Genomic DNA, 23114 nt, shown 5'->3' with positions numbered 1-23114 from the left:
TCTCCGCTTTTCCGTCAGGCCGGCCTGTAGGCGACGGCTTCGACCTCGATCTTGATGTCGATCATAAGCCGTGACTCCACAGTCGTGCGTGCCGGCGGATCTTTCGGGAAATGCCGGGCATAGACCGTGTTGAAGATGCCGAAGTCGCGCGCGTCCTCGAGCCAGACCGTGGTCTTGATCACATCGTCCAGCGTGCAGCCGGCCAGCGCCAGTGCCGCCTTGATGTTCGACAGCACCTGTTCGGTCTGCTCGGCGATGCCGCCCTTGACCACCAGCCCGTCGCCGCCGACCGGCACCTGGCCGGAGACATAGACGAAATCGCCGGCCCTGACCGCCGGCGACAACGGCACATGGGATTTTCCGAAACACTGCTTGGGCAAGGAGGCCTCCTCTGGAAATCTTGCGTAACCGCCCTTATGCCTGCCACCGCGGTTCTCATCCAACATTTTGGAAGCTATATCGCTTTGCTGCGGGAGCGCCAGCTTGGTCACCACGCTCGGTGACCCTTCGCGCCCCCCTCTGTCCTGCCCTCTTTCCCACTACTTGGCATCTCCCCCACAAGGAGGGAGATTGGCCGTCATCACTGATTTCGCCAACCACCGACCTTGCAAAAGGTGCGCTGCCAGCGAAGCTGCCGATCTCCCCCCAAAAGGGGGAGATGCCCGGCAGGGCAGAGGGGGGCGCTGTCCCGCCAGCGTCTTGACCCGCGACACCAGCCCGCTCAGCGATCGATCCGCGTCGACAGGATGATCGACGACGACGTCCGCTCGACCCCGTCCATGGCGCCGATCTGGTCGAGAAGCGTGTCGAGATCCCTGATCGACGGCGCCTCGACGATGACGATCATGTCGAAATTGCCGCTGACCGAATGCAGCGTCCGCACCGGCGGCAGCGCCTGCAGGCTGCGCACCACCTTGTCCGCAAGCTTGGGCGTGACGGTGAGCAGGACATGCGCCCGCACCAGTCCCTGTTCGTAATCCGGCGAAAGCCTGACGCCGTAGCCGGTGATGGTGCCGCGCTGCTCCAGCCGCTCGATCCGGCTCTGCACCGTCGTCCGTGAGACGCCCAGCCGCCGCGCCAGTTCGGCGGTCGAGGCGCGTGCATTGATGCGCAGCAGGGAAAGCAGCGCCTGGTCGGCATCACTAAGCATTTCGACGAACCTTGCCGGCGCATTGATCAAACAGAGACTGCGTTTTGCACAATCCCACGCTTCCTTTCGACAGGCAAGCTGCGATTCTAGCCGTCTATTTAATATTGGTGCGAGGGACCGGTCATGAAGGAAATCATCGTCGTCGGCGCCGGCAAGATCGGCTCGACCATAGCCGAGATGCTGGCATCCACGGGCGACTACCATGTCACCCTGGTCGACCGCTCGGCTGCGCAGCTCGGCGCGGCCGAACTGCCGGCCGGCGTAGAGACGCTGGAACTCGACATCGAGGCCGTCGGCACCCTCGAAGCCGCCCTGGCCGGCAAGTTCGCGGTGCTCAGCGCTGCGCCCTTCCATCTGACCACGCGCATCGCCGAAGCGGCGGCCAGCGCCGGCGTGCACTATCTCGATCTGACAGAGGACGTCGTCAGCACCAGGCGCGTCAAGGAATTGGCGCGCTCCGGCAACAGCGCCTTCATCCCGCAATGCGGGCTGGCGCCGGGCTTCATCTCGATCGTTGCCAACGATCTCGCCAGCCGCTTCGACACGCTGGAAAGCGTGCGCATGCGGGTTGGCGCGCTGCCGCAATACCCGTCGAATGCGCTGAACTACAATCTGACCTGGAGCACCGACGGCGTCATCAACGAATATTGCGAGCCTTGTGAGGCGATCGTCGAAGGCGAGCTGGTCGAAGTGCCGCCGCTGGAAGAGCGTGAAGAATTCTCGCTCGACGGCGTCAGCTACGAGGCATTCAACACCTCGGGCGGGCTGGGCACGCTGGCCGAAACGCTGAAAGGCAAGGTGCGGACGCTGAACTACCGCACCATCCGCTACCCCGGCCACGCCGCGATTATGAAGGCGCTGCTCAACGACCTCGGCCTGCGCCACCGCCGCGACGTGCTGAAGGACATTTTCGAAAGCGCCCTGCCGGCGACGCTGCAGGACGTCGTCATCGTCTTCGTCACCGTCAGCGGCCGCAAGAACGGCCGCCTGCTGCAGGAGACCTACGCCAACAAGATCTACGCCAGGCGTGTCGGCGATACGGTACGCAGCGCCATCCAGATCACCACTGCCTCCGCCATCTGCGCCGTGCTCGACATGCTGGCCGATGGCACCTTGCCGGCAAAGGGCTTCATCAAGCAGGAGGACATCGCGCTCGACGCCTTCCTGGCCAACCGCTTCGGCCGCGCCTACGCGCAGCACGAGATGGTTAGCCGACTGGCGGGTTGAGCTGCGTAATCTCCCCCCTTGAGGGGGGAGATGTCGGCGAAGGCGACAGAGGGGGTCGCCTCGCGTAGAGCGCTAACCTCCGACTGTCGTAAGGGAGGTCGAATCCAGTCGAACCGACCCCCTCTGGCCTGCCGGCTATCTCGCCCTCAAGAGGGGAGATCACCCTGCCCTCAAATATGCACCGCCCGCCCGAGCGCCTTCAGCGCCGCTTCCTGAAAACCCTCCCCTTGCGTCGGGTGGGCGTGGATGGTGCCGGCAATGTCCTCCAGACGCGCGCCCATTTCCAGGGCCAGGCCGAAGGCCGTCGACAGTTCCGACACGCCTTGGCCGACCGCCTGGATGCCGAGCACCAGATGGTTGTCGGCGCGGGCAACGACCCGGACAAAGCCCTCCTCACCCATCTTCGTCATCGCCCGGCCATTGGCGGCGAAGGGGAACAATCCGACCTTGATTTCGCCGCCGAGCCCCTTTGCCTCCTCCGGCGACAGGCCTGCGGTGATCAGCTCCGGATCGGTGAAGCAGATAGCGGGAATGCAGCGTTTGTCCCAGCTGCACTTGTGGCCGGCGACGATCTCGGCGACCATTTCGCCTTGCGCCATCGCCCGGTGCGCCAGCATCGGCTCGCCGGTGACGTCGCCAACGGCAAAGATGCCGCGCATCGAGGTGCGGCACTGGTCGTCGATGCGGATGAATTTTCCCGCCATGTCGAGATCGATCTGCTCCAGCCCCCAGTCTTCGACCACCGGCTTGCGCCCGACGGTGACCAGAATCCTGTCGGCAACGATCTTGGCATTCTTGCCGTCCTTCGTCTCGACCAGCAGCGCATCGCCCTTGGTCGACAACCCCTTGGCCTTGGCGCCCACAAGCACCTCGATACCGAGCTCGGCGAGCCGCTTCACGACCGGCCGGGTCAGTTCGGCATCATATTGCGCCAGTACGCGCGGCAAAGCCTCGACCACGGTCACCCTGGCGCCCATCTTCGCGAAGGCGATGCCGAGCTCCAGCCCGATGTAGCCGCCACCGACGACGGCAAGCCTTTCCGGCACTTCGCTCAGCGCCAGCGCTTCGGTGGACGAGATCACCAGGCCACCGAAGGGCAGCGACGGCAATTCGACCGACGCCGAGCCCGTGGCGATCACCACCGTCTCGGCGCGGACCACCTGCATCCCGGTTTCGGTCTGGACCTCGACGGTCTTGCCGTCACGGAATTTCGCCCAGCCGTGCACGGTCTTGACCCCGGCCTTCTTCAACAGGCCGGCAACGCCGCTGTTAAGCCGGCTAACGATGCCGTCCTTCCAGGCGATGGTCGTTTCGAGATCAATCGATGGTGTTGCGATTGAAATGCCGAGCGGGCTCTTGCCGCCGGCCAAGTGCGACGCCTTTTCGAACTCTTCGGCCGCATGGATCAGCGCCTTGGACGGGATGCAGCCGACATTGAGACAGGTGCCGCCCGGTTTACCGAACTCGACGATAACCGTGTCGATGCCAAGCTGCCCGGCGCGGATGGCGCAGACATAGCCGCCGGGACCGGCGCCGATGACGAGCAGCTTGCAGGAGATTTCCTTCATCATGGCACCTTAGTTCGACGAGCCGGCGGGACAGCACCCCCCTCTGTCCTACTGGACATCTCCCCCTCAAGGGGGGAGATTGGCAGCTTTCGCGCTCGGCTTAGTCCTGCAAAGCTGGAGATTGGCGAAAGGCGGGATGACGGCCAATCTCCCCCCTTGAGGGGGAGATGCCCGGTAGGGCAGAGGGGGGCGCGAAGGATCGCTACTGCTCTCATCCTGCGCCCCTGCGATCCTCTATTCATCTCCTCAATCCACAAAAATCAGCGCTGGCGTTTCCAGCAGCGCCTTTATCCGCTGGATGAACACCGCAGCGTCCCAGCCGTCGATGACGCGGTGGTCGAAGCTGGAGGACAGGTTCATCATCTTGCGCGGGATGAACTGGGTGCCGTCCCACACCGGCCGCATCATCATCTTGTTGACGCCGAGGATCGCCACTTCCGGATGATTGATCACAGGCGTCGTCGCCACACCGCCCATGGCCCCGAGCGAAGTGATGGTGATGGTCGATCCAGAGAGCTCGTCGCGCGTCGCCGTGCCGGATTTTGCCGCCTCAGCCAGCCTGACAACCTCGGCTGCGCAATCCCAGATGTCGCGCGCCTCGGCGTGCTTGACCACCGGCACCACCAGCCCCGACGGGGTCTGCGCGGCGATGCCGATATGGACCCCGCCATGCTGGTGGATTATGCCCGCCTCGTCGTCGAACAGCGCGTTGAGGTTTGGCTGGTCGGCGATCGCCTTGACCATCGCCCGCATCAGAAACGGCAGCAGCGTCAGCTTCGGCCTGTCCGCGCCCGGCCGCTTCTCCTTGTTGAGCGCGGCGCGCAAATCCTCGAGCGCGGTGACGTCGATCTCTTCGACATAGGTGATGTGCGGGATGCGCGATTTGGCCAGCGTCATCTTCTCGGCGATCTTTCGCCTGAGCCCGACTATTTTGATATCCTCGACCGCCTCGTTGCGGACAAGCCCGGAGATCTTGGCGGGCCCGGGTCCGCGCGCCAGGAAAGCTTCGATGTCCTCATGCTGGATACGGCCGGCCGGGCCGCTCCCCACAATTTGCCGCAGGTCGATGCCGGCCTCTTTCGCCCTGAGGCGGACGGCCGGCGAGGCCAGCGGCTTTTCGCCCTCCGGACGCCGCGCGCCGGAGATCGGCGCAGTACCCCCGCCGGAGGGGAATTCCGTTGCCGGCTCACTTTCGCGCACAGAAGCGCTTCCTGACGGAGGTGGGACTGGTTTGGCGTCGGCCTTGGGAGCCGAAGCTCGTCCCCCTCCCCCTTGTGGGGGTCCGAAGGACGGGCGAGACCCGTGGCTCGCCCCGGCAAGGTTAGGGGTGGGGGTACGCTTGGCGCCCGCCTCAACGTCCCGTGGCGGCTTGACGTTACCCTCGCCGGCCACCTTCAGGCGCACGATGGGCGAGCCGATCGCCACCGTGTCGCCGATCTCCGCACCCAGCCAGAGGATCTCACCATCGACGGGCGAGGGAATCTCGACCGTTGCCTTGTCGGTCATCACAGCGGCCAGCACGGCGTCCTCGCGCACGAGATCGCCGACCTTGACCTGCCATTCGACCAGCTCGGCCTCGGCGACGCCTTCACCGACATCGGGTAGCTTGATGACATATTCGCCCATCGTCTTCCCCCTCAGGCTTCCATCGTTTCGACGAGCGCGCGGCCTAGCCGCGCAGGACCGGGAAAATAGTCCCACTCCTGCGCATGCGGATAGGGCGTGTCCCAGCCGGTGACCCGCGCCACCGGCGCCTCCAGATGGTGGAAGCAGTTCTCCTGAACCAGCGCCGAAAGTTCGGCGCCGAACCCCGATGTCAGCGTCGCCTCGTGCACGACCACGCAGCGCCCGGTCTTGCTGACCGAGGCGACGATCGTCTCGAGGTCGAGCGGCAGCAGCGTTCTCAGATCGATGATCTCGGCATCGATGCCGGTCTCCTCGGCCGCCGCCTGGGCGACATAGACCATCGTGCCGTAGGCAAGTACGGTGACCGCAGCGCCCTGTCTGCGGATCACCGCCTTGCCGAGCGGCACCGTGTAATGGCCGTCGGCGACTTCGCCAAGCTCGTGTTTCGACCATGGTGTTACCGGCCGCTCGTGATGACCGTCGAAGGGTCCGTTATAAAGCCGCTTCGGTTCCAGGAAGATCACTGGGTCGGGATCCTCTATCGCGGCGATCAGCAAGCCCTTGGCGTCATGCGGGTTCGAGGGCACCACGACTTTCAGCCCGGAGACGTGGGTGAACAGCGCCTCCGGGCTCTGGCTGTGGGTCTGGCCACCAAAAATGCCGCCGCCGGTGGGCATCCTGACCACGATCGGGCAGGTGAAGTCGCCGTTCGATCGATAGCGCAGCCGCGCCGCTTCCGAGACGATCTGGTCATAGGCCGGATAAACATAGTCGGCAAACTGCACCTCGACGCAAGGCTTCAGCCCGTAGGCGGCCATGCCGATGGCCGCGCCGACAATGCCGGATTCGCTGATCGGCGCATCGAAGCAGCGGCTCTTGCCGTATTTCGCCTGCAGGCCTTGCGTACAGCGGAAGACGCCGCCGAAGAAGCCGACATCTTCGCCGAAGACGATGACACGCCCGTCGCGCGCCATCGACACGTCCATGGCGTCGCGGATTGCCTCGATCATGGTCCGTCGCGGCATGGTCAGACTCCCGCCTGCTGGCGCTGGCGCCTGAGGTGCGGCGGCATCTCGGCATAGACGCCCTCGAACATATCGCGCGCCGAGGGCTTGCCGCCGGCATGCAGCGTGCCGTGGCGCTCGGCCTCCCGCTGCGCCGAAATCACCGTGTCGAGGATTTCCGCCTCGGCCTGGGCGTGGCGTTCGTCCGACCAGACGCCGCGCTGGATGAGGTGGTTCTTCAGCCTGACGATCGGGTCGCCGAGCGGCCAGGCGTCGGACTCGGCCTTCGGCCGGTAGGCCGACGGGTCATCGGAGCTGGAATGGGCGCCGACGCGGTAAGTGACATATTCGACCAGCGTCGGCCCGAGATTGTTGCGCGCCCGCTCCGCCGCCCATTTGGCCACCGCATGGACGGCGAGATAGTCATTGCCGTCGACGCGCAGCGACGGGATGCCGAAGCCCAGTCCGCGGGCAGCAAAAGTGCCGGAGCCGCCCCGGGCGATGCCCTGGAAGGTCGAAATCGCCCACTGGTTGTTGACGACGTTGAGCACGACCGGCGCCTTGTAGGTCGAGGCGAACACCAGCGCCGAATGGAAGTCGGACTCGGCGGTCGAGCCGTCGCCGATCCAGGCGGCGGCGATCTTCTGGTCATTGCTGATCGCCGAAGCCATCGCCCAGCCGACTGCCTGGATGTACTGCGTTGCCAGGTTGCCGGAGATCGAGAAGAAGCCGTGCTCCTTCGACGAGTACATGATCGGCAGCTGTCGGCCTTTCAGCGGATCGGCCTCGTTCGAATAGATCTGGTTCATCATCGTGACCATCGGATAGCCGTCGGCGATGAGCAGCCCAGCCTGCCGATAGGTCGGAAAATTCATGTCGCCCGGCGCCAGCGCCTTGCGGAAGGCGCAGCTCACCGCCTCTTCGCCGAGATGCTGCATGTAGAAGGAGGTCTTGCCCTGGCGCTGCGCCATCTGCATGCGCGCATCGAAGCTGCGCAGCGTCACCATATGGCGCAGCCCCTCCAGCAGTTCCTCGTCGGAAAGCAGGCCGGCCCACGGCCCGACCGCCTCGCCGGCGCGGTTGAGCACACGAATGATCGAGAACGCCAGATCGCGGATGGTGCGCGGATCGACGTCGATCTCGGGGCGCGGCACCGAGCCGGCCTTGGGGATGGTCACGTCTGAAAAATCCGGCGTGCCGCCCGGCCGCACCTCCGGCTCCGGAACATGGAAGCGCAACATTCCGGCATCGGCCATGATCTCGGTCCTCCACTGTTGCCCGGCGCGATATTTGCACACCGCCGGACCAGTGCCAATTCGTCGGGCAGGGCTTCGGTCCTTCGGCTCCCGCCGATGCAGCCTGCCGCGCACAAGATGAAGATGTGTCTGCGAAATTTCTTGTCGATGTTGGACGGCAGCACGCAACTTAGCAGAAATTTGCCGACGATTGCCGCAACAGACGATATGTCCCGGGGTGAGCTTGCCTTTGACGAGCCCGCACATCCAGCGATTCAAGTTGCGCCTACCATTCAGGACCTTATCCTGACGGCATCGTTGTGAGAGAGGCGGGAATGCAAGGCAGATCGAGGGCCGTCGTCGCTTTGGCGATTGTAGCTTTTCTGGTTGGATCCGGTCGACCAGCTTTCGCTCAGTCGGACGATTGCATCGGCACGTACTATCGCACGAGGGATGCTGCCTGCATTGACCGGCTTATCACAACCTTGGATCAAGCTCCGTCCAGCGCTGAAAACGGAACGATAACCGGGTTTTTCGCTGCATTGTTCGACGGCTCGCCGGAGATGCGACGAAAACTGCTGGATGGCGTGCCCTCCGATCGCGCGGCTGACCTTTATCTGGCCGCTCTGCACAAGGCTGGTCTCACGGACGAAGCGCGGCGTTTCGCGTCGAGCCGAAAGCTGGAGGATGCAGCATCCCCCGGTGCCATGCCTTTGAAAACGTTGACACCCCTCTTTGTCCCGTTGGACAATGATCTGCTGCTTGGCGCCTATATGGCGACAGGAGACTTGTCCTACATAGATCATATTCTGGAAAATCTTCGAACCAGCCGTGACGGCATCGCGGCGGACGCAATCCGCATCGGCCTTGTTATGGGGAAATTCGCGGGTGCGGTGGCTCCAGGTCGCCCCGAGAATATCATGATTGTCGCTGCATGCCGGAAATATGGGTGCCCCAAGAGCCAGGCATCAAAAGACATGATGCGTGTGATGACGGTGGCATCGGCTGTATGGGCTATACGGTCGCTGGCGAAGAATGACGTTGCAATCAAACAGGAACTCGATCGCTTTTTCCAAAACGACTCGCGTTTGGCCGCCATTTTCGCAAGAGAGCAGAACGCCTTCACAAATTATCTGGCCTCAGTGACTTTGTGGTCGGTCGAGAAAGACAAATCGCTTGACGCGGCAATGACGGACTATGAACGCCTCGGTGCTGCCGATACTTCGTTCAAGCCTGATAGCATCCTGCAATCCCCCGAGGACAAGAACTAGCAGGCCGGCGCCTGTGGTTCACCCGGAGCTCTCGCCATGCTAACCACAACACCATGGCACAGAAGAAAGCATACGAGGTCGATTCATGGCTCGCGAAGCCGGATCCGCGCGTCTCGATCGTGCTGCTTTACGGTCCCGATCGCGGGCTGGTCGCCGAGCGGGCAAAGGCCTTTGCCGCCAGGACCGGCCTGCCGCTCGACGATCCGTTCTCGGTGGTCAGGCTGGACGGATCGGAGGTCGATCGCGACGAGGGCCGCCTGCTCGACGAGGCGCACACCGTGCCGATGTTTTCGGAGCGGCGCCTGCTATGGGTGCGCAATGCCGGCGCTCAGAAGGCGCTTGCCGACGACGTCAGGGCGCTGACCGCCGAGCCGCCGCGCGATGCCATTATCCTGATCGAGGCCGGTGACCTGAAGAAGGGCGTCGGCCTGCGCGGCGTGGTGGAGGCGGCGGACAATGCCATGGCTCTGCCTTGCTACGCCGATGAGGCCAGGGACATTGACACGGTCATCGACGACGAACTGCGCAAGGCTGGCATGTCGATGACGCTGGAGGCGCGGCAGGCGCTGCGCCGCAACCTCGGCGGCGACCGGCTGGCCTCGCGCGGCGAGATCGAAAAGCTGGTGCTTTATGCGCATGGCCAGGCCGAAATCGGCCTCGACGACGTCAAGGCGACATCCGGCGATGTCTCCGGCCTCTCCTTCGATGCGGCCGTCGACGCCCTGCTCGAAGGCAGGATCGCCGACTTCGACAGCGCCTTCACCCGCCATTGCCAGTCTGGCGGCCAGCCCTTCCTGGTGCTTTCATCGGCGATGCGGCAGTTGCAGACGATCCAGGCGATGCGCGGCCTGATGGACGCCGGCGGCCGCAATGCCGCTTCGGTCGTAGCCGCGGCGCGCCCGCCGGTGTTTTTCTCCAGGCGCAAGCTGGTCGAGAAAGCCCTCGAACGCTGGAGCAGCGAGGCGCTCGGCCGCGCCCTGACCCGCTTGCAGACGGCGGTGCTGCAAACGCGCCGGCGGCCCGATCTGTCGATCGCGCTGGCACGGCAGGCGCTGCTCGGCATTGCCGTGGAAAGCGCAAGGCTGGCGCAGCGCACCTGAGCTCCCCCCTTGAGGGGGAGATGTCGCCGAGGCGACAGAGGGGTCACAGCGCGTGGAACGCCAGCGCCTTCCGCGACGACAGACGACGTGGGCGCTTGATGTGAGACGACCCCTTCTGGCCTGCCGGCCACCTCCCCCTCAAGGGGGGAGATTAACCACTTCGAGCGATTTCGCCAATCACCGGCGCGGTTGTTCTCCTATTAGAAGACGGAACTGCCAAGTCTTAGGACAAAAATTTATTTGCCGGCTAAAGATCCCGGGCATTTTGGCAACCTACCTACTCCCGCTTCAGCCTTCGGCAAAGCTCGTCAAGCTGCTCCAGCGTCCGGTAGGCGACGCTGATCACGCCGCCGCGCTGGTTGTGCTCGATCGTGACGATCATGCCGATCGTACTGGTCATCTGCCGCTCCAGCGCCAGTGTGTCGGCATCCTTTTGCGGCGGTGCGGCGGGTTGGCGTTTTGCCGCCGGCGCGCCGACCGGCATCTGCGCCAGCGCCTCGGCCTGGCGCACCGAAAGCCCCTCATCGATGATCCGCTTGGCGAGCCCGGCCGGGTCGTCGGCCGTCACCAAGGTACGGGCGTGGCCGGCCGACAGCGCCCCATCGACCAGCATGTCGCGAATGACGTCGGGCAGCTTGAGCAGCCTCAGCGTGTTGGCGACATGGCTGCGGCTCTTGCCGATCACCTGGCCGAGATCGGCCTGGGTATAGCCGTGGTCGTCGATCAGCTGCTGGTAGCCCAGCGCTTCCTCGACCGGGTTGAGGTCGGTGCGCTGGACGTTTTCGATGATCGCCAGTTCGAGCGCCGTGCGATCGTTGACATCGCGCACAATGATCGGGATTTCGGTCAGCCCGGCGCGTTGCGCCGCACGCCAACGACGCTCGCCGGCGATAATCTCGTAGCGGCCCGTTTGGGTTTTCGACGGCCGCGCCACCACCGGCTGCACCACGCCGTGTTCGCGGATCGACTGGGCGAGGTCGGTCAGGTCGGCGTCGCCAAAATGCCGCCGCGGGTTTTTCGGGTTAGGGCTGAGGAACTCGATCGGCACCTTGCCGTCGGCCGCCAGCCCCGGCTTTTCCGGTGCCGCCGGGCGATCGATTTCGCCGATCAGGGCCGCCAATCCCCGGCCCAGTCTCTTTCTCGAAGGGTCTTCGTTCATCGTCCGTCCAGATCGTTTCGGTATCGAATCGCTTGTTGGCTACTGTTAGGCGGCACGCAATTTGCGCTCGCGGCGGATCACTTCCGAAGCAAGCTGCAGATAGGCCTGGCTGCCCGAGCATTTGAGGTCGTAGAGAATCGCCGGTTTGCCATAGGACGGCGCCTCGGAAACGCGGACATTGCGCGGGATGACGGTTTCATAGACCTTATCGCCCATATGCGCCCGCACATCCTGCACCACCTGGTTGGCGAGATTGTTGCGCCCGTCGAACATCGTCAGCACGATGCCCTGGATCGTCAGATCGGGGTTGATCGAACGGCGCACCTGCTCGACCGTTTCCAAAAGCTGGCTCAGGCCCTCCAGCGCGAAAAACTCGCACTGTAGCGGCACCAGCACCGAATCGGCCGCGGCCATCGAGTTCAGCGTCAGCAGATTGAGCGAGGGCGGGCAGTCGATCAGCACATAGCCGAAATTGGCCGAACGCTCGGCCGAAGCCCGCAGCGCATTGCGCAGCCGCAGCACCCGATCCGGCGCCGAGGCGATTTCCATCTCGATGCCGAGCAGGTCGAGTGTCGACGGCACGATCGACAGGCCGGGCACCGCCGTCGGGATCGCCGCCGCTTCCAGGTCGAGTTCGCCGGTCAGCACATCATAGGAGGAGACGGTGCGGTCGCGCCGGTCGATGCCAAGCCCGGTGCTGGCGTTGCCCTGCGGATCGAGATCGACGATCAGCACCTGTTCGCCTATGGCGGCCAGCGCGGTGGCCAGATTGATGGCCGTCGTCGTCTTGCCGACGCCACCCTTCTGGTTGGCGACGGTGATGATTCGGGGGCCGTTCTTCATCATGGGTCTATGCCAGAAATTCATTCGGGGTCGCCGGTCACTAGCCAGGGTGCTGTCGCAAGTCGGATATTTCGAGAACGACGCCCTGCGCGTCGGTTACACTGGTATGTTCTACCAGATCGAAAGACCATCGTTGAGCGCTTTCTGCCACTTCGGCGCGGTAATCCCGGCCTTTGTGAAACAGGCCGCGCGCGCCCTTCGTCAGCCACGGCGCCGCCAAGTCGAGCAAGGTCGGCAACGACGCAAGCGCCCTGGCCGTGACGATTTGTGGTGCAGGAACAAGAGGATAGCTGTCGTCTATGCGCCGCGCGATGACCTTGGCAGGCAGGCTGAACTGTCCGACGACCGCTTGCAGGAACGATGCTTTTTTCCGGTTGCTTTCAACCAGGTCGATGCTGGCCCCTTCACGCTCGACCAGCAGAAAGGCCAGCACAAGCCCGGGAAAACCGCCGCCGGAGCCGAGATCGACCCAGCGCTTCGCGTCCGGTTTGATTCGCGCCAGCTGCGCGCTGTCGAGGATGTGGCGGCGCCAGACATCGTCCTGCGTCGATTGCGCGGCTAGATTGATCCGGCGATTCCATTTCTGGAAGACGGCCTCGAACTCGACCAGACGACCGAATGTTTCACGTGAAACCGGGCCTGCTGCCTGTTGCAGGTTCGCCCAGGACGCAGCGCTCACGCGACCTGCTTTCGCGCGGCCGCCTCGGCGTTGCGGACATGCGCGACGATAATCGCCAGCGCCGCCGGCGTCATGCCTTCCATACGCTGCGCGTCAGCGATGGAACGCGGCTGGCGTGCCAGCATCTTCTGCTTCAACTCATTGGACAGGCCGGGAACAGAAGCAAAGTCGAGCGACTCGGGAATAAGCCGGCTCTCCTCATGCCTGATTTGCGAGACGTCGGCCTGCTGGCGGTCGAGATAGACGGAATATTTGGCTTCCGTTTCAAGACGTTCGGCCGTTTTGGCGTCGATAGCGCCAAAAGCAGGTTCGATGCGCCCCAGCCAGGCGATGTCGACGCCGGGATAGGCCAGCAACTCATAGGCCGAGCGGCGTACGCCGTCCCGGTTGATCTCGAGCCCATGGCGCGCCGCCTCATTCGGGGTCATCGTGGTGCCGAGGGCGAGCTGCCGCGCCTTATCAAGGTCTTGCACGACATTGTTGAACCGCTGCATCCGCCCCGGCGAGGCGATCCCTAGTCTCATCGCCAGCGGCGTCAGCCGCTCATCGGCGTTGTCGGCCCGCAGCGATAGCCGGAACTCGGCCCGCGAGGTGAACATCCGGTAGGGTTCGGCGATGCCGCGGCTGGTCAAATCGTCGATCATCACCCCGATATAGGCTTCGGTGCGGCTCAGCACGATTTCAGCGCTCGCCGACGCCTTGCGCGCTGCATTCAAGCCGGCAAGCAGCCCTTGCGCGCCAGCCTCCTCGTAGCCGGTGGTTCCGTTGATCTGGCCGGCGAGGTAAAGCCCGGCGATCCGCTTGGTTTCCAGCGTCGGCTTGAGTTCGCGTGGGTCGACATGGTCATATTCGATGGCATAGCCGGGCTGCAGCATTGTTGCCCGCTCCAGCCCCGGAATGGTTTTCAGGATGTCGAGCTGTACGTCCTCGGGCAGCGAGGTCGAGATGCCGTTCGGGTACACCGTGTCGTCGTCGAGCCCTTCTGGCTCCAGAAAAATCTGGTGGCCTTCGCGGTCACCGAACTTGACGATCTTGTCTTCGATGGACGGGCAATAACGCGGCCCGACGCCTTCGATTGACCCCGAATACATAGCCGAGCGGCCAAGATTGGCGCGAATCAGCTCATGCGTGACATTGGTCGTGCGCGTAATCCCGCAATGGATCTGCGGGTTTTCGATGCGGTCGGTGAGCAGCGAGAACGGCACGGGATCTTCATCCGCCGCCTGGCTCTCAAGCGACGCCCAATCGATCGTCCTGCCGTCCAGCCGCGGCGGCGTGCCGGTCTTCAGCCGCCCGAGCCTGACGCCGGCGCGGCTCATCGTCGCCGACAGGCCGATGCTCGCTTGCTCGTTCATGCGGCCGGCGACGATTTTCTTCTCGCCAATATGAATCAGCCCGCGCAGAAAGGTGCCGGTCGTCAGCACCACGGCGCCACAGGCGAGCCAGCTTCCATCCGCCAGCAGCACCGCCGCGATGCGCCCATCGTCGATTTCCCCGTCATTGATGTCGAAGTCCAGCACCTCGCCTTCAATGACATCGAGGCCGGCCTGCTGCCGGATTGCCGCCTGCATGGCGAGCCGATAGAGCTTCCTGTCGGCTTGCGTCCGCGGACCGCGGACCGCTGGCCCCTTACGACGGTTGAGCAGACGGAACTGGATGCCGGCCGCATCGGCGACGCGCCCCATCAGCCCGTCCATGGCATCGATCTCGCGAACCAGATGGCCTTTGCCGAGGCCGCCAATCGCCGGGTTGCAGGACATCACACCGATCGTGTCGAAGCGCAGCGTCACCAGCGCGGTTCTGGCGCCGGCACGCGCGGCAGCACTGGCCGCCTCGCACCCAGCATGGCCGCCACCCACCACAACCACATCATAGCGATTGGTCATCTGTATCTTCCGATTCAAATCTGCCGACACATGTGCCCGCCCGGACGAGCTGTCAAGAACAGAGAGGCTTCAGGCGCATAACTGCGCTGACCATTGCAGATAGAGAACGCCCGGCGCTGCCCTGTCTTCCTTCTCCCCTTGTTGTGGGAGAAGGTGGATTGGCGCGCGGCGCCAAGACGGTTGAGGGGTGCTGGACGGAGCACCGTCGGTGCCAAGCTGGAACACCGCTCATCCAACCGAGCTTCGCTCGGCCACCTTCTCCCACAGGGGGAGAAGGCGAGGGCCGCACCTAACCCCCTCAACCTGCAGCACCTGCGACATTTGCACAGCGAATCGTTTCACGTGAAACAATGCCCCCACTGACCGCCCAGCGTTTCACGTGAATCACTGGGGCGTATTCTTCCCAATGTTTCACGTGAGTCACTTGCCGATACAGAATTGCGAAAAGATCACGTCGAGCATATCCTCGACATCGACCGCGCCGACGATCCGTCCGAGCCGATCCGCCGCCAGGCGCAGTTCCTCGGCGCGCAATTCCTGTCCGCGGTCACTACTTGCCGCTGCCGCAAGCAGGAAGCGTTTCGTCTCATTGAGCAGCTCGACGTGCCGCAGCCGCGACGGCAGGATATCGCCGGCCTGGCCGATCTGCGCTGCGGCGTGCCGCCCGATCTCGTCCAGCAATTCGGCCACTCCCGTGCCGTCCTGCGTCGAGATAGCGATATCGTAGTGCGCCGCAGGCGAGGGTGATTTGGCCCTCAGAAGATCAACCTTCGTTCCGACCCTCAGCGCCGGAATGGCGCCCGGCAGCACACCGATCGCCATTGGCTCAGCCATCTCCTCAAGCAGCAACAGCAGGTCCGCACTGTGCGCCTTGGCCCTGGCCTTCTCGATGCCGATCGCCTCGATCTTGCCGGGCGCCTCGCGCAGACCGGCGGTGTCGGTTACCCGGACCCGCACCCCTTCGAGGTCCAGCACCACCTCCAGCAAGTCGCGGGTCGTGCCCGGCTCATCGGTGACGATCGCCGCCTCGCGCCGCGCCAGAGCGTTGAACAGGCTGGATTTGCCGGCATTCGGCGCACCGAGGATGACGACTTCGAACCCGTCGCGAATGATTTCGGCAGCGCGGAAGCCGGCGACATGGCGCTCGATCTCGGCGATCATGGCCCGCACGTCGGACCAGACTGTGTCGGCGACCGAACCCGGCACGTCGTCCTCGTCGGCAAAATCGATCTCGGCCTCGATCATCGCGCGGGCGTGGATCAGCCGTCGGCGCCAGCCCAGATAGAGTTCGCTCTGCACGCCTTCGGCATTGTGCACGGCAAAGCGCCGCTGCGCCTCGGTTTCGGCATTGATGAGATCGGCCAGCGCCTCGGTTTCGACCAGATCGAGCTTGCCGTTGACAAAGGCGCGGCGGGTGAATTCACCCGGCTCGGCATGCCTGACGCCGTCGAAGGAGGTGATCGTTTCCAGCATCTTCGCCACGACGGCGCGTCCGCCATGCACATGGAACTCGGCAACGTCCTCGCCGGTAAAACTGTCGGGACCGGCAAAGAAGACGACCAGGCCGCTGTCCAGCACCGATCCGTCCGGCGCCCGTAACTTGCGATAGCTAGCAACGCGGTTCGGCACGGCCGATCCGGCAATCGTTTCGACTACGAATCGACTCTGCGGCCCCGAAATTCGGATCACCGCAATGCCGGCCGGCAGGCGCCCGCTCGACAGTGCCACGATGGAGTCTTTTGAAATCATTTGCCCGCTCTGCCGAAGCGCCCTAGCTATGCCTGTTCAATCCACCAACGAGTTGCGCCGTGACATTGCCTGCACAAAACCTGCTTGCCGAAGAGGCCAGTCCCTATCTGCAGCAGCACAGCGGCAATCCGGTGCACTGGCGGCCATGGTCGCCTGCCGCTCTGGCCGAAGCACAGGCGCTGCAGCGTCCGATCCTGCTGTCAGTCGGCTACGCTGCCTGCCACTGGTGCCACGTCATGGCGCATGAGAGCTTCGAGAACGACGGCGTCGCCGCCGTCATGAACCGTCTCTTCGTCAATATCAAGGTCGACCGCGAGGAGCGCCCCGACATCGACCAGATCTACATGGCGGCGCTGTCCTCGATGGGCGAGCAGGGCGGATGGCCGCTGACCATGTTCCTGACGCCGGACGGCAAGCCGTTCTGGGGCGGCACATACTTCCCTCGCGAAGCCCGCTACGGGCGCCCGGGCTTCGTCCAGGTGCTGGAGGCGGTCGACAAGGCTTGGCGGGAGAAGAAAGAAAGCGTTAACCAAAGCGCCGACGGTTTGACTACGCATGTCGAGGCGCGGCTGGCGGGCAGCCATGCCAAGGCCGTACTCGACAGCGACACGCTAGCGAAGCTCGCCAACGGCATTGACGGCATGATCGACCGCGAGCTGGGCGGCCTGCGCGGCGCACCCAAATTCCCCAACGCGCCGTTCATGCAGAGCCTCTGGCTGTCCTGGCTGCGCGACAGCACCGCAGCCCATCGTGACGCCGTTCTCCTCAGCCTCGAAAAGATGCTGGCCGGCGGCATCTACGACCATGTCGGCGGTGGCCTCAGTCGCTACTCGACCGACGCCGAATGGCTGGTGCCGCATTTCGAAAAGATGCTCTACGACAATGCCCAACTCGTCCGGCTGTGCAATTGGGCCTATGCGTCAACTGGCAAGGAATTGTTCCGGTTGCGAATCGAAGAGACGATTGCCTGGCTGTTGCGCGAAATGCGGGTCGAGGGCGGTGCCTTCGCTGCCAGTCTCGATGCCGACAGCGAAGGGGAAGAAGGGCTGTTCTATACCTGGAGCAAGGATGAGGTCGAGCTTGCCCTTGATGACGAATCAGCATTGTTTTTCAACTACTTCACACTTGCCGACCCGCACGGCTGGGAGGGCAAGCCGATCATCCGCCAGACAGAAGCCCAGCAGACGCAAAGTGTGATCGACCGCCAACAGCTCGTCCCGCTGAAAGAAAAATTGCTCGCGGCGAGGGCACAGCGCATCCGGCCAGGGCGTGACGGCAAGGCACTGACCGACTGGAATGGTCTGATGATCGCAGCGCTTGCAGAGGTCGGGCGATCGCTTGGCCGATCCGACTGGATCGTAGCGGCGGCAGCGGCCTTTGCCGCCATTGCGGCTGCCGGGCGCGATAACCGTCTGTCGCATTCCATGCTCGGCGCAAAGAGGCTGTTCCCGGCTCTTTCGAGCGACTATGCCGCCATGACCAATGCGGCGGTCTCGCTGTTCGAGGCGACCGGCAATCCCGACTATATCGATCGCGCCGGGAACTTCATTGAGCAACTCGATCTCTGGCACCGGGACAGCGACAAGACCGGCTACTATCTGACCGCATCGAACAGCACGGATGTGCCGATCCGCATCCGCGGCGATGTCGACGAGGCCATTCCTTCCGCCACTGGGCAGATCATCGAAGCCATGGTCCGATTGTCGTCGCTGACCCGCGATCTCGAACTCTGGGAAAAAGCCTGGACAGTCGCCGAGCATGCGGCCGGGCGGGCGGAGCACCAGCCCTATGGCCAGGCAGGAATCGTCAATGCCTGTGCCCTGGCGCTCGAACCGCTGAAACTAGTGATCGTGGATAAACCCGAGAATCCAAGGCTTGTTCCGGTTGCGAATCGAAATCCGGACCCACGTCGGGTGGACATCGTCGTGCCTGTTGGCTCGGCGACAAACCTGCCGGCCTTGCCGGGCGGCGTCCTGCCGCCAACGGCCGAGCCCGGCGCCTGGCTGTGCACGGGGCAGGTCTGCCTGCCGGTGGTAACGGAAGCTGAAGAGCTGGAAGGGTTATTGCGCCGAAGATAGGATTCGTAATCCTATGGCGAAGCAAGGAGCGAAGCGACGCAGCGCAGACCATAGGATCCATGCCGTGACTTTCGCGCGCTGCAACGGCGCAAATTCTGCTCCGCTGCTTTCTCCGGTAGAGCTCACGGCATGGATCCTCGGGCCAAGCCCGAGGATGACGAAGGCAACGGCCAGCCCCCAACCCTACGTATTCATCGAATCGAAGAAGTCCGCATTCGTCTTGGTCTGCTTGAGCTTGTCGATCAGGAACTCGATGGCGTCGGTTGTTCCCATCGGTGCCAGGATGCGGCGCAGCACGAAGATCTTCTGCAGATCCTGCTTGGAAACCAGCAGGTCTTCCTTGCGGGTGCCGGACTTCAATATGTCCATGGCCGGATAGATGCGCTTGTCGGCCACCTTGCGGTCGAGTTGGATTTCGCAGTTGCCGGTGCCCTTGAACTCTTCGAAGATGACTTCGTCCATACGGCTGCCGGTGTCGATCAGCGCGGTGGCGATGATGGTCAGCGAGCCGCCTTCCTCGATGTTGCGGGCGGCGCCGAAGAAGCGCTTTGGCCGCTGCAGCGCGTTGGCGTCGACACCGCCGGTCAGCACCTTGCCGGATGACGGCACGACGGTGTTGTAGGCGCGACCGAGACGCGTGATCGAATCCAGCAGGATCACCACGTCGCGACCGTGCTCGACCAGGCGCTTGGCCTTTTCGATCACCATCTCGGCAACCTGGACATGGCGTACCGCCGGCTCGTCGAAGGTCGACGAGATCACCTCGCCCTTCACCGAGCGCTGCATGTCGGTAACCTCCTCCGGCCGCTCGTCGATCAGAAGCACGATCAGATAGCATTCCGGATGGTTGGCGGTGATCGAGTGGGCGATGTTCTGCATGAGAACCGTCTTGCCGGTGCGCGGCTGCGCATTGATCAACGCACGCTGCCCCTTGCCGATCGGCGCGACCAGGTCGATCACGCGCGGCGAGATGTCCTTGGTGGTCGGATTGTCGATCTCCATCTTCAGCCGCTTGGTCGGATAGAGCGGCGTCAGGTTGTCAAAGTGGATCTTGTGGCGGATTTTTTCCGGATCGTCGAAATTGATTGTGTTGACCTTGAGCAGCGCGAAATAGCGCTCGCCCTCTTTCGGGCTGCGGATAGGGCCTTCAACCGTATCGCCGGTCTTCAGCGAAAACCGCCGGATCTGCGAGGGTGAAATATAGATGTCGTCGGGACCTGGCAGATAATTTGCGTTGGCCGAGCGCAGAAAGCCAAAGCCGTCCTGCAGCACTTCGACGACGCCGTCGCCGATGATCTCGATATCCTGTGCCGCCAGCTTCTTCAGGATCGCGAACATCAGCTCCTGCTTGCGCATGACGCTGGCGTTCTCGACCTCGAGCGATTCCGCATAGGCGATCAGCTCTGGTGGTTTCTTGTTCTTGAACTCGGTGAGTTTCATTTCTTGCATGGACGGACTCTGAATGAGCTTTGGGAAAAATATCGGCGGGATGCGACAAATGCCGGGCGCGGCCGAAAGCGATGACGGGCGGCGCATGACGGGAAGGAAGACCCGTCTTTTATCGTCGGTCGGGTGAAAGAGCAAGCCGCCTTTTGCGGGCACCGAATACGTCAGAATGGTTTCACGATAACCAGGACGACGATGACGATCATCAGCAATGTGGGGATCTCATTGACGATCCGCCAGTGCCTTGCCGGTTTTTCATTGCGGTCTTCGGCAAATTTCCGGACGGCGCCGGCGAGATAGCCATGCACGGCCGACAGGCCAACCACCGCAGCGATCTTGGCATGCAGCCAGCCGCCTTGAAAACCAAAGCCTTTCCAGGCGAGCCACAGGCCGAACGCCCAGGTGATCACCATCGCCGGATTGATGATGCCGCGCAGCAGGCGGCGCTCCATCACCTTGAAGGTCTCCGACTGGACGGAGCCTTTTTCGGCATCGGCATGATAGACCAGCAAGCGCGGCAGATAGAGCATGCCCGCCATCCAGGAGATGACGGCAATCACATGGATCGCCTTTGCCCAGGGATAGAAATCATCGGGCCCGAAGAGAAACAGCAGCCCGGCCAGCACGAGGAAAATGGCGATCGCGATTGCCGCGCGGCGCATCGCCCCGCTACCGCTGTTCGTGCTGTTCGCATTGTCTGCGCCCATCATCGTCACGACGCGCTCCGCACCAGTTTGACCATCTGCTCAACATGCGCGAGCGGCGTCTCCGGCGTGATGCCATGGCCGAGGTTGAAGATCAGCGGCCGGTCCCCTAACGCCTTCAGGATCGCCCCTACGCCGTCGGCAAGCGCCTTGCCGCCCGCCACCAGCCGCAGCGGATCGAGATTGCCTTGCACGGCGCCGTCACGCTGCAATTCCTTCGCAGTCGACAATGGCACGGTCCAGTCGAGGCCCAGCCCGGTCACGCCGGTCGTCTGGCGATAGCTCCGGTAGTGATCTCCGGCGCCTTTGGGAAAGCCGATGATCGGAACGTCGGGATGGACAGCCTTCACCTGCCGGACAATCTCGGCCACCGGCTGGACGCAGAACAACTCGAAAGACGCTTCGTCGAGCACGCCGGACCACGAATCAAAGATCTGCACCACGTCGGCGCCGGCTTCGATCTGCCGGATCAGATAGGCAGCCGAATGATCGGCAAGCACTTTCAGGAGCCGAAGAAAGGCCGCCGGCTCGCGATAGGCGAACAGCCTGGCCGGCGCCTGGTCGGGCGTACCATGGCCGGTAATCATGTAGGTCGCCACCGTCCAGGGCGCACCGCAGAAGCCGATCAGCGTCGTTTCATCAGGCAGTCTGGCGCGCAGCCGCCGCACCGTCTCGTAGACCGGCTCGAGATTCACGTGAAACATTTCGCCGTCGAGAGCCTCGATCTCCGCAGCCGAGATCGGCGTCAGCAGCGGGCCGCGTCCTTCTTCAAAGCGCACGTCGCGGCCGAGTGCATGCGGCACGACAAGGATATCGGAAAACAGGATCGATGCGTCGAAGCCGAAGCGTTCGATCGGCTGCAGCGTCACTTCGACGGCGAGATCCGGGTCGTAGCAAAGATCGAGGAACGATCCGGCCCGTCTCCTCGTCTCCCGGTATTCCGGCAGATAGCGGCCGGCCTGGCGCATCACCCAGAGCGGCGGCGGAAACGCTGCCTTGCCTCTCAACACGTCCAGCACGATCCGGTCTTGAGGCATTGAGCGCTCGCCTTTCCAGGCTTCCCTATAATTAAATATACTATTTTTAGGAATCTTATGATTCTAAGAGTCTGTTGGTTGTGGTGGTTGTCTCCTGTCCCGCTTTGCCCTGGAAAAGACCAGCCAGCATATTGTCGCGCGCTTCTCCAACGGGATTGCATAACTTTGTGGAAAGCCGGGAATTTCCGACTGGAGTCAATGCGTTGCCGCCAGGCCAAGGAACTTGCCCCTGTGGATGAAGCGAAGGCAAAAAGCTCAGTCCCCGGACTTGTCCCCAACCGCCCGAAGAAGCCGACAGCACATCGAATTGTGGACAAACCGGCATCTGATACAGTCGTTTGGCGGTGGCCGAGTTTTCCGCCCGGCTTATCCACATCGGCCCACAGCCTGGAATGTATCCTGTGAACAAACCGCAGAGCTTCTTTCACCTTCACCTGATTTCCGACGCCACCGGCGAAACGCTGCTGGCCGCCGGCCGCGCCGCTTCCGCGCAATACAAGGATGCGCGCGCCATCGAACACATCTACCCGCTCATCCGCACCGAAAAGCAGGTAACGAAAGTGTTCGAGGACATCGAGGAGGAGCCGGGCATCATCCTCTACACCGTCGTCGACCAGAAGCTTGCCCGTGGCATCGATGAACGCTGCGCGGCGATGGGCCTGCCTTGCGTCTCGGTACTGGAGCCGGTGCTCACGGTGTTCCAGTCCTATCTCGGCACGCCGGCCGGCCGCCGCGTCGGCGCCCAGCATGTGCTGGACGCCGAATATTTTCGCCGCATCGACGCGCTTAATTTCACCATGGAGCATGATGACGGCCAGCTGCCGGCCAATATGGACGATGCCGATATCGTGCTTGTCGGCATCTCACGCACCTCGAAGACGCCGACCAGCATCTATCTCGCCAATCGCGGCATCAAGACCGCCAACATCCCGATCGTGCTCGGCGTGCCGGTGCCGGAAAGCCTGGTCTACGCCAGGAGGCCACTGATCGTCGGCCTGATCGCCACTGCCGAGCGCATCTCCCAGGTCCGGCAGAACCGCGTTCTCGGCAACAGCGCCTACGAGCCGACCGATTACGTCGACCGCGCCGCGATCGCCGAAGAGCTCGCCTACGCCCGCCAGATCTGCACACGGCATGGCTGGCCGATGATCGACGTCAGCCGCCGTTCGATCGAGGAGACCGCGGCGGCTATCGTTGCCCTGCGCGGCAAGACGCGCTAGGGCGTGTGATATTCAGGTGATGCCGGCCTGCAAACGGCGGCTTCCCGCGCTTCCGGTGCTCACGTACTTTAAGTACACTCCGCTCCGGTTCTCGGAAGCCACCACTCTCGGCGCGGCCTGCCTGAATCTCGA

Annotated in this window: 19 protein-coding genes; 5 read left to right on the top strand and 14 right to left on the bottom strand. The window is 63.3% G+C overall.

From position 1 onward, the window contains the following. Positions 1-14 precede the first annotated feature (14 nt). Both NKI22_RS00230 and NKI22_RS00225 read right to left on the bottom strand, forming a co-directional pair. A complete protein-coding gene (locus NKI22_RS00230; RefSeq protein WP_352815950.1) occupies positions 15-380 on the bottom strand; it encodes a RidA family protein in 366 nt (121 codons plus the stop codon). A 341-nt stretch (positions 381-721) separates the two neighbouring features. Next, positions 722-1150: an Lrp/AsnC family transcriptional regulator gene (locus NKI22_RS00225; protein WP_352587968.1), complete on the bottom strand. Its 429-nt coding sequence runs from the start codon at positions 1148-1150 to the stop codon at positions 722-724. Positions 1151-1273: 123 nt separating this feature from the next. Here NKI22_RS00225 and NKI22_RS00220 point away from each other — a divergent pair, with 123 nt between their 5' ends. After that, complete coding sequence (locus NKI22_RS00220) at positions 1274-2377, top strand: saccharopine dehydrogenase family protein (protein ID WP_352587965.1); 1104 nt, start codon at positions 1274-1276, stop codon at positions 2375-2377. Between the two features lie 170 nt (positions 2378-2547). Here NKI22_RS00220 and lpdA read toward each other — a convergent pair whose 3' ends face one another. The 4 genes from lpdA to NKI22_RS00200 all read right to left on the bottom strand — a co-directional run bounded on the left by lpdA (position 2548) and on the right by NKI22_RS00200 (position 7831). Next, on the bottom strand, positions 2548-3945 hold the full coding sequence (gene lpdA, locus NKI22_RS00215) for a dihydrolipoyl dehydrogenase (protein WP_023718741.1): 1398 nt from the start codon (positions 3943-3945) through the stop codon (positions 2548-2550). Between the two features lie 246 nt (positions 3946-4191). Continuing rightward, positions 4192-5571, bottom strand: coding sequence for a dihydrolipoamide acetyltransferase family protein (locus NKI22_RS00210; RefSeq protein ID WP_352481320.1), 1380 nt, complete (start codon positions 5569-5571; stop codon positions 4192-4194). 11 nt (positions 5572-5582) lie between these two features. Then, the gene (locus tag NKI22_RS00205) at positions 5583-6596 is read right to left on the bottom strand and encodes an alpha-ketoacid dehydrogenase subunit beta (protein ID WP_352481321.1); all 1014 of its coding nucleotides are present in this window, start codon (positions 6594-6596) and stop codon (positions 5583-5585) included. A 2-nt stretch (positions 6597-6598) separates the two neighbouring features. Then, positions 6599-7831 carry a 3-methyl-2-oxobutanoate dehydrogenase (2-methylpropanoyl-transferring) subunit alpha gene (locus NKI22_RS00200; protein ID WP_023718744.1) on the bottom strand — a complete coding sequence of 411 codons (1233 nt, stop codon included), beginning with the start codon at positions 7829-7831 and terminating at the stop codon, positions 6599-6601. A gap of 314 nt (positions 7832-8145) precedes the next feature. On the opposite strand from NKI22_RS00200, the gene NKI22_RS00195 reads away from it, so the two are divergent. Together NKI22_RS00195 and holA are read left to right on the top strand one after the other, a co-directional pair. Further along, positions 8146-9081 carry a hypothetical protein gene (locus NKI22_RS00195; RefSeq protein ID WP_352815944.1) on the top strand — a complete coding sequence of 312 codons (936 nt, stop codon included), beginning with the start codon at positions 8146-8148 and terminating at the stop codon, positions 9079-9081. Between the two features lie 53 nt (positions 9082-9134). Continuing rightward, a complete protein-coding gene (gene holA, locus NKI22_RS00190) occupies positions 9135-10181 on the top strand; it encodes a DNA polymerase III subunit delta (protein ID WP_352815942.1) in 1047 nt (348 codons plus the stop codon). Between the two features lie 277 nt (positions 10182-10458). Here the strand turns inward: holA and NKI22_RS00185 are convergent, their stop codons facing one another. From NKI22_RS00185 to mnmE, 5 genes are all read right to left on the bottom strand, one after another. Then, positions 10459-11340 carry a ParB/RepB/Spo0J family partition protein gene (locus tag NKI22_RS00185; RefSeq protein WP_023718749.1) on the bottom strand — a complete coding sequence of 294 codons (882 nt, stop codon included), beginning with the start codon at positions 11338-11340 and terminating at the stop codon, positions 10459-10461. A 45-nt stretch (positions 11341-11385) separates the two neighbouring features. Continuing rightward, positions 11386-12186: a ParA family protein gene (locus NKI22_RS00180; protein ID WP_084642633.1), complete on the bottom strand. Its 801-nt coding sequence runs from the start codon at positions 12184-12186 to the stop codon at positions 11386-11388. Positions 12187-12223: 37 nt separating this feature from the next. Next, positions 12224-12862, bottom strand: coding sequence for a 16S rRNA (guanine(527)-N(7))-methyltransferase RsmG (gene rsmG / locus NKI22_RS00175; RefSeq protein ID WP_352815940.1), 639 nt, complete (start codon positions 12860-12862; stop codon positions 12224-12226). Further along, entirely contained in the window at positions 12859-14748 is a 1890-nt protein-coding gene (gene mnmG / locus NKI22_RS00170) for a tRNA uridine-5-carboxymethylaminomethyl(34) synthesis enzyme MnmG (protein ID WP_352815938.1), read from the bottom strand. The genes rsmG and mnmG overlap by 4 nt, the downstream gene beginning before the upstream one ends. 420 nt (positions 14749-15168) lie before the next feature. Then, positions 15169-16497 (bottom strand): tRNA uridine-5-carboxymethylaminomethyl(34) synthesis GTPase MnmE, encoded by a 1329-nt coding sequence (gene mnmE / locus NKI22_RS00165; protein ID WP_352937282.1) that lies wholly within the window; start codon positions 16495-16497, stop codon positions 15169-15171. Positions 16498-16556: 59 nt separating this feature from the next. Here mnmE and NKI22_RS00160 point away from each other — a divergent pair, with 59 nt between their 5' ends. After that, entirely contained in the window at positions 16557-18575 is a 2019-nt protein-coding gene (locus NKI22_RS00160; protein ID WP_352815934.1) for a thioredoxin domain-containing protein, read from the top strand. A 183-nt stretch (positions 18576-18758) separates the two neighbouring features. Here NKI22_RS00160 and rho read toward each other — a convergent pair whose 3' ends face one another. From rho to hemE, 3 genes are all read right to left on the bottom strand, one after another. Next, complete coding sequence (gene rho / locus NKI22_RS00155; protein ID WP_023718755.1) at positions 18759-20024, bottom strand: transcription termination factor Rho; 1266 nt, start codon at positions 20022-20024, stop codon at positions 18759-18761. 161 nt (positions 20025-20185) lie between these two features. After that, complete coding sequence (gene hemJ, locus NKI22_RS00150; RefSeq protein WP_352815954.1) at positions 20186-20728, bottom strand: protoporphyrinogen oxidase HemJ; 543 nt, start codon at positions 20726-20728, stop codon at positions 20186-20188. 5 nt (positions 20729-20733) lie between these two features. After that, positions 20734-21762, bottom strand: a complete 1029-nt coding sequence (hemE, locus tag NKI22_RS00145) for a uroporphyrinogen decarboxylase (RefSeq protein ID WP_352958130.1) — start codon at positions 21760-21762, stop codon at positions 20734-20736. 401 nt (positions 21763-22163) lie between these two features. On the opposite strand from hemE, the gene NKI22_RS00140 reads away from it, so the two are divergent. Further along, a complete protein-coding gene (locus NKI22_RS00140; RefSeq protein WP_023718758.1) occupies positions 22164-22982 on the top strand; it encodes a pyruvate, water dikinase regulatory protein in 819 nt (272 codons plus the stop codon). The last annotated feature ends 132 nt before the right edge of the window (positions 22983-23114 follow it).

Origin of the sequence: Mesorhizobium sp. M0778 (genome assembly GCF_040320105.1) — a bacterium.
Classification (GTDB): domain Bacteria; phylum Pseudomonadota; class Alphaproteobacteria; order Rhizobiales; family Rhizobiaceae; genus Mesorhizobium.
Note: the sequence above shows the minus strand (reverse complement) of the source record. Positions and strands in the feature narration are given on the sequence as shown.

Excerpts from the sequence above, each read along its gene's own strand:
- hemE (WP_352958130.1), bottom strand. The coding sequence starts at position 21,762 with ATGCCTCAAGACCGGATCGTGCTGGACGTGTTGAGAGGCAAGGCAGCG.
- NKI22_RS00220 (WP_352587965.1), top strand. The coding sequence starts at position 1,274 with ATGAAGGAAATCATCGTCGTCGGCGCCGGCAAGATCGGCTCGACCATA.
- rho (WP_023718755.1), bottom strand. The coding sequence starts at position 20,024 with ATGCAAGAAATGAAACTCACCGAGTTCAAGAACAAGAAACCACCAGAG.
- NKI22_RS00205 (WP_352481321.1), bottom strand. The coding sequence starts at position 6,596 with ATGCCGCGACGGACCATGATCGAGGCAATCCGCGACGCCATGGACGTG.
- hemJ (WP_352815954.1), bottom strand. The coding sequence starts at position 20,728 with ATGGGCGCAGACAATGCGAACAGCACGAACAGCGGTAGCGGGGCGATG.
- NKI22_RS00200 (WP_023718744.1), bottom strand. The coding sequence starts at position 7,831 with ATGGCCGATGCCGGAATGTTGCGCTTCCATGTTCCGGAGCCGGAGGTG.
- NKI22_RS00210 (WP_352481320.1), bottom strand. The coding sequence starts at position 5,571 with ATGGGCGAATATGTCATCAAGCTACCCGATGTCGGTGAAGGCGTCGCC.
- NKI22_RS00180 (WP_084642633.1), bottom strand. The coding sequence starts at position 12,186 with ATGATGAAGAACGGCCCCCGAATCATCACCGTCGCCAACCAGAAGGGT.
- mnmE (WP_352937282.1), bottom strand. The coding sequence starts at position 16,497 with ATGATTTCAAAAGACTCCATCGTGGCACTGTCGAGCGGGCGCCTGCCG.
- NKI22_RS00185 (WP_023718749.1), bottom strand. The coding sequence starts at position 11,340 with ATGAACGAAGACCCTTCGAGAAAGAGACTGGGCCGGGGATTGGCGGCC.
- holA (WP_352815942.1), top strand. The coding sequence starts at position 9,135 with ATGGCACAGAAGAAAGCATACGAGGTCGATTCATGGCTCGCGAAGCCG.
- mnmG (WP_352815938.1), bottom strand. The coding sequence starts at position 14,748 with ATGACCAATCGCTATGATGTGGTTGTGGTGGGTGGCGGCCATGCTGGG.
- lpdA (WP_023718741.1), bottom strand. The coding sequence starts at position 3,945 with ATGAAGGAAATCTCCTGCAAGCTGCTCGTCATCGGCGCCGGTCCCGGC.
- NKI22_RS00195 (WP_352815944.1), top strand. The coding sequence starts at position 8,146 with ATGCAAGGCAGATCGAGGGCCGTCGTCGCTTTGGCGATTGTAGCTTTT.
- NKI22_RS00225 (WP_352587968.1), bottom strand. The coding sequence starts at position 1,150 with ATGCTTAGTGATGCCGACCAGGCGCTGCTTTCCCTGCTGCGCATCAAT.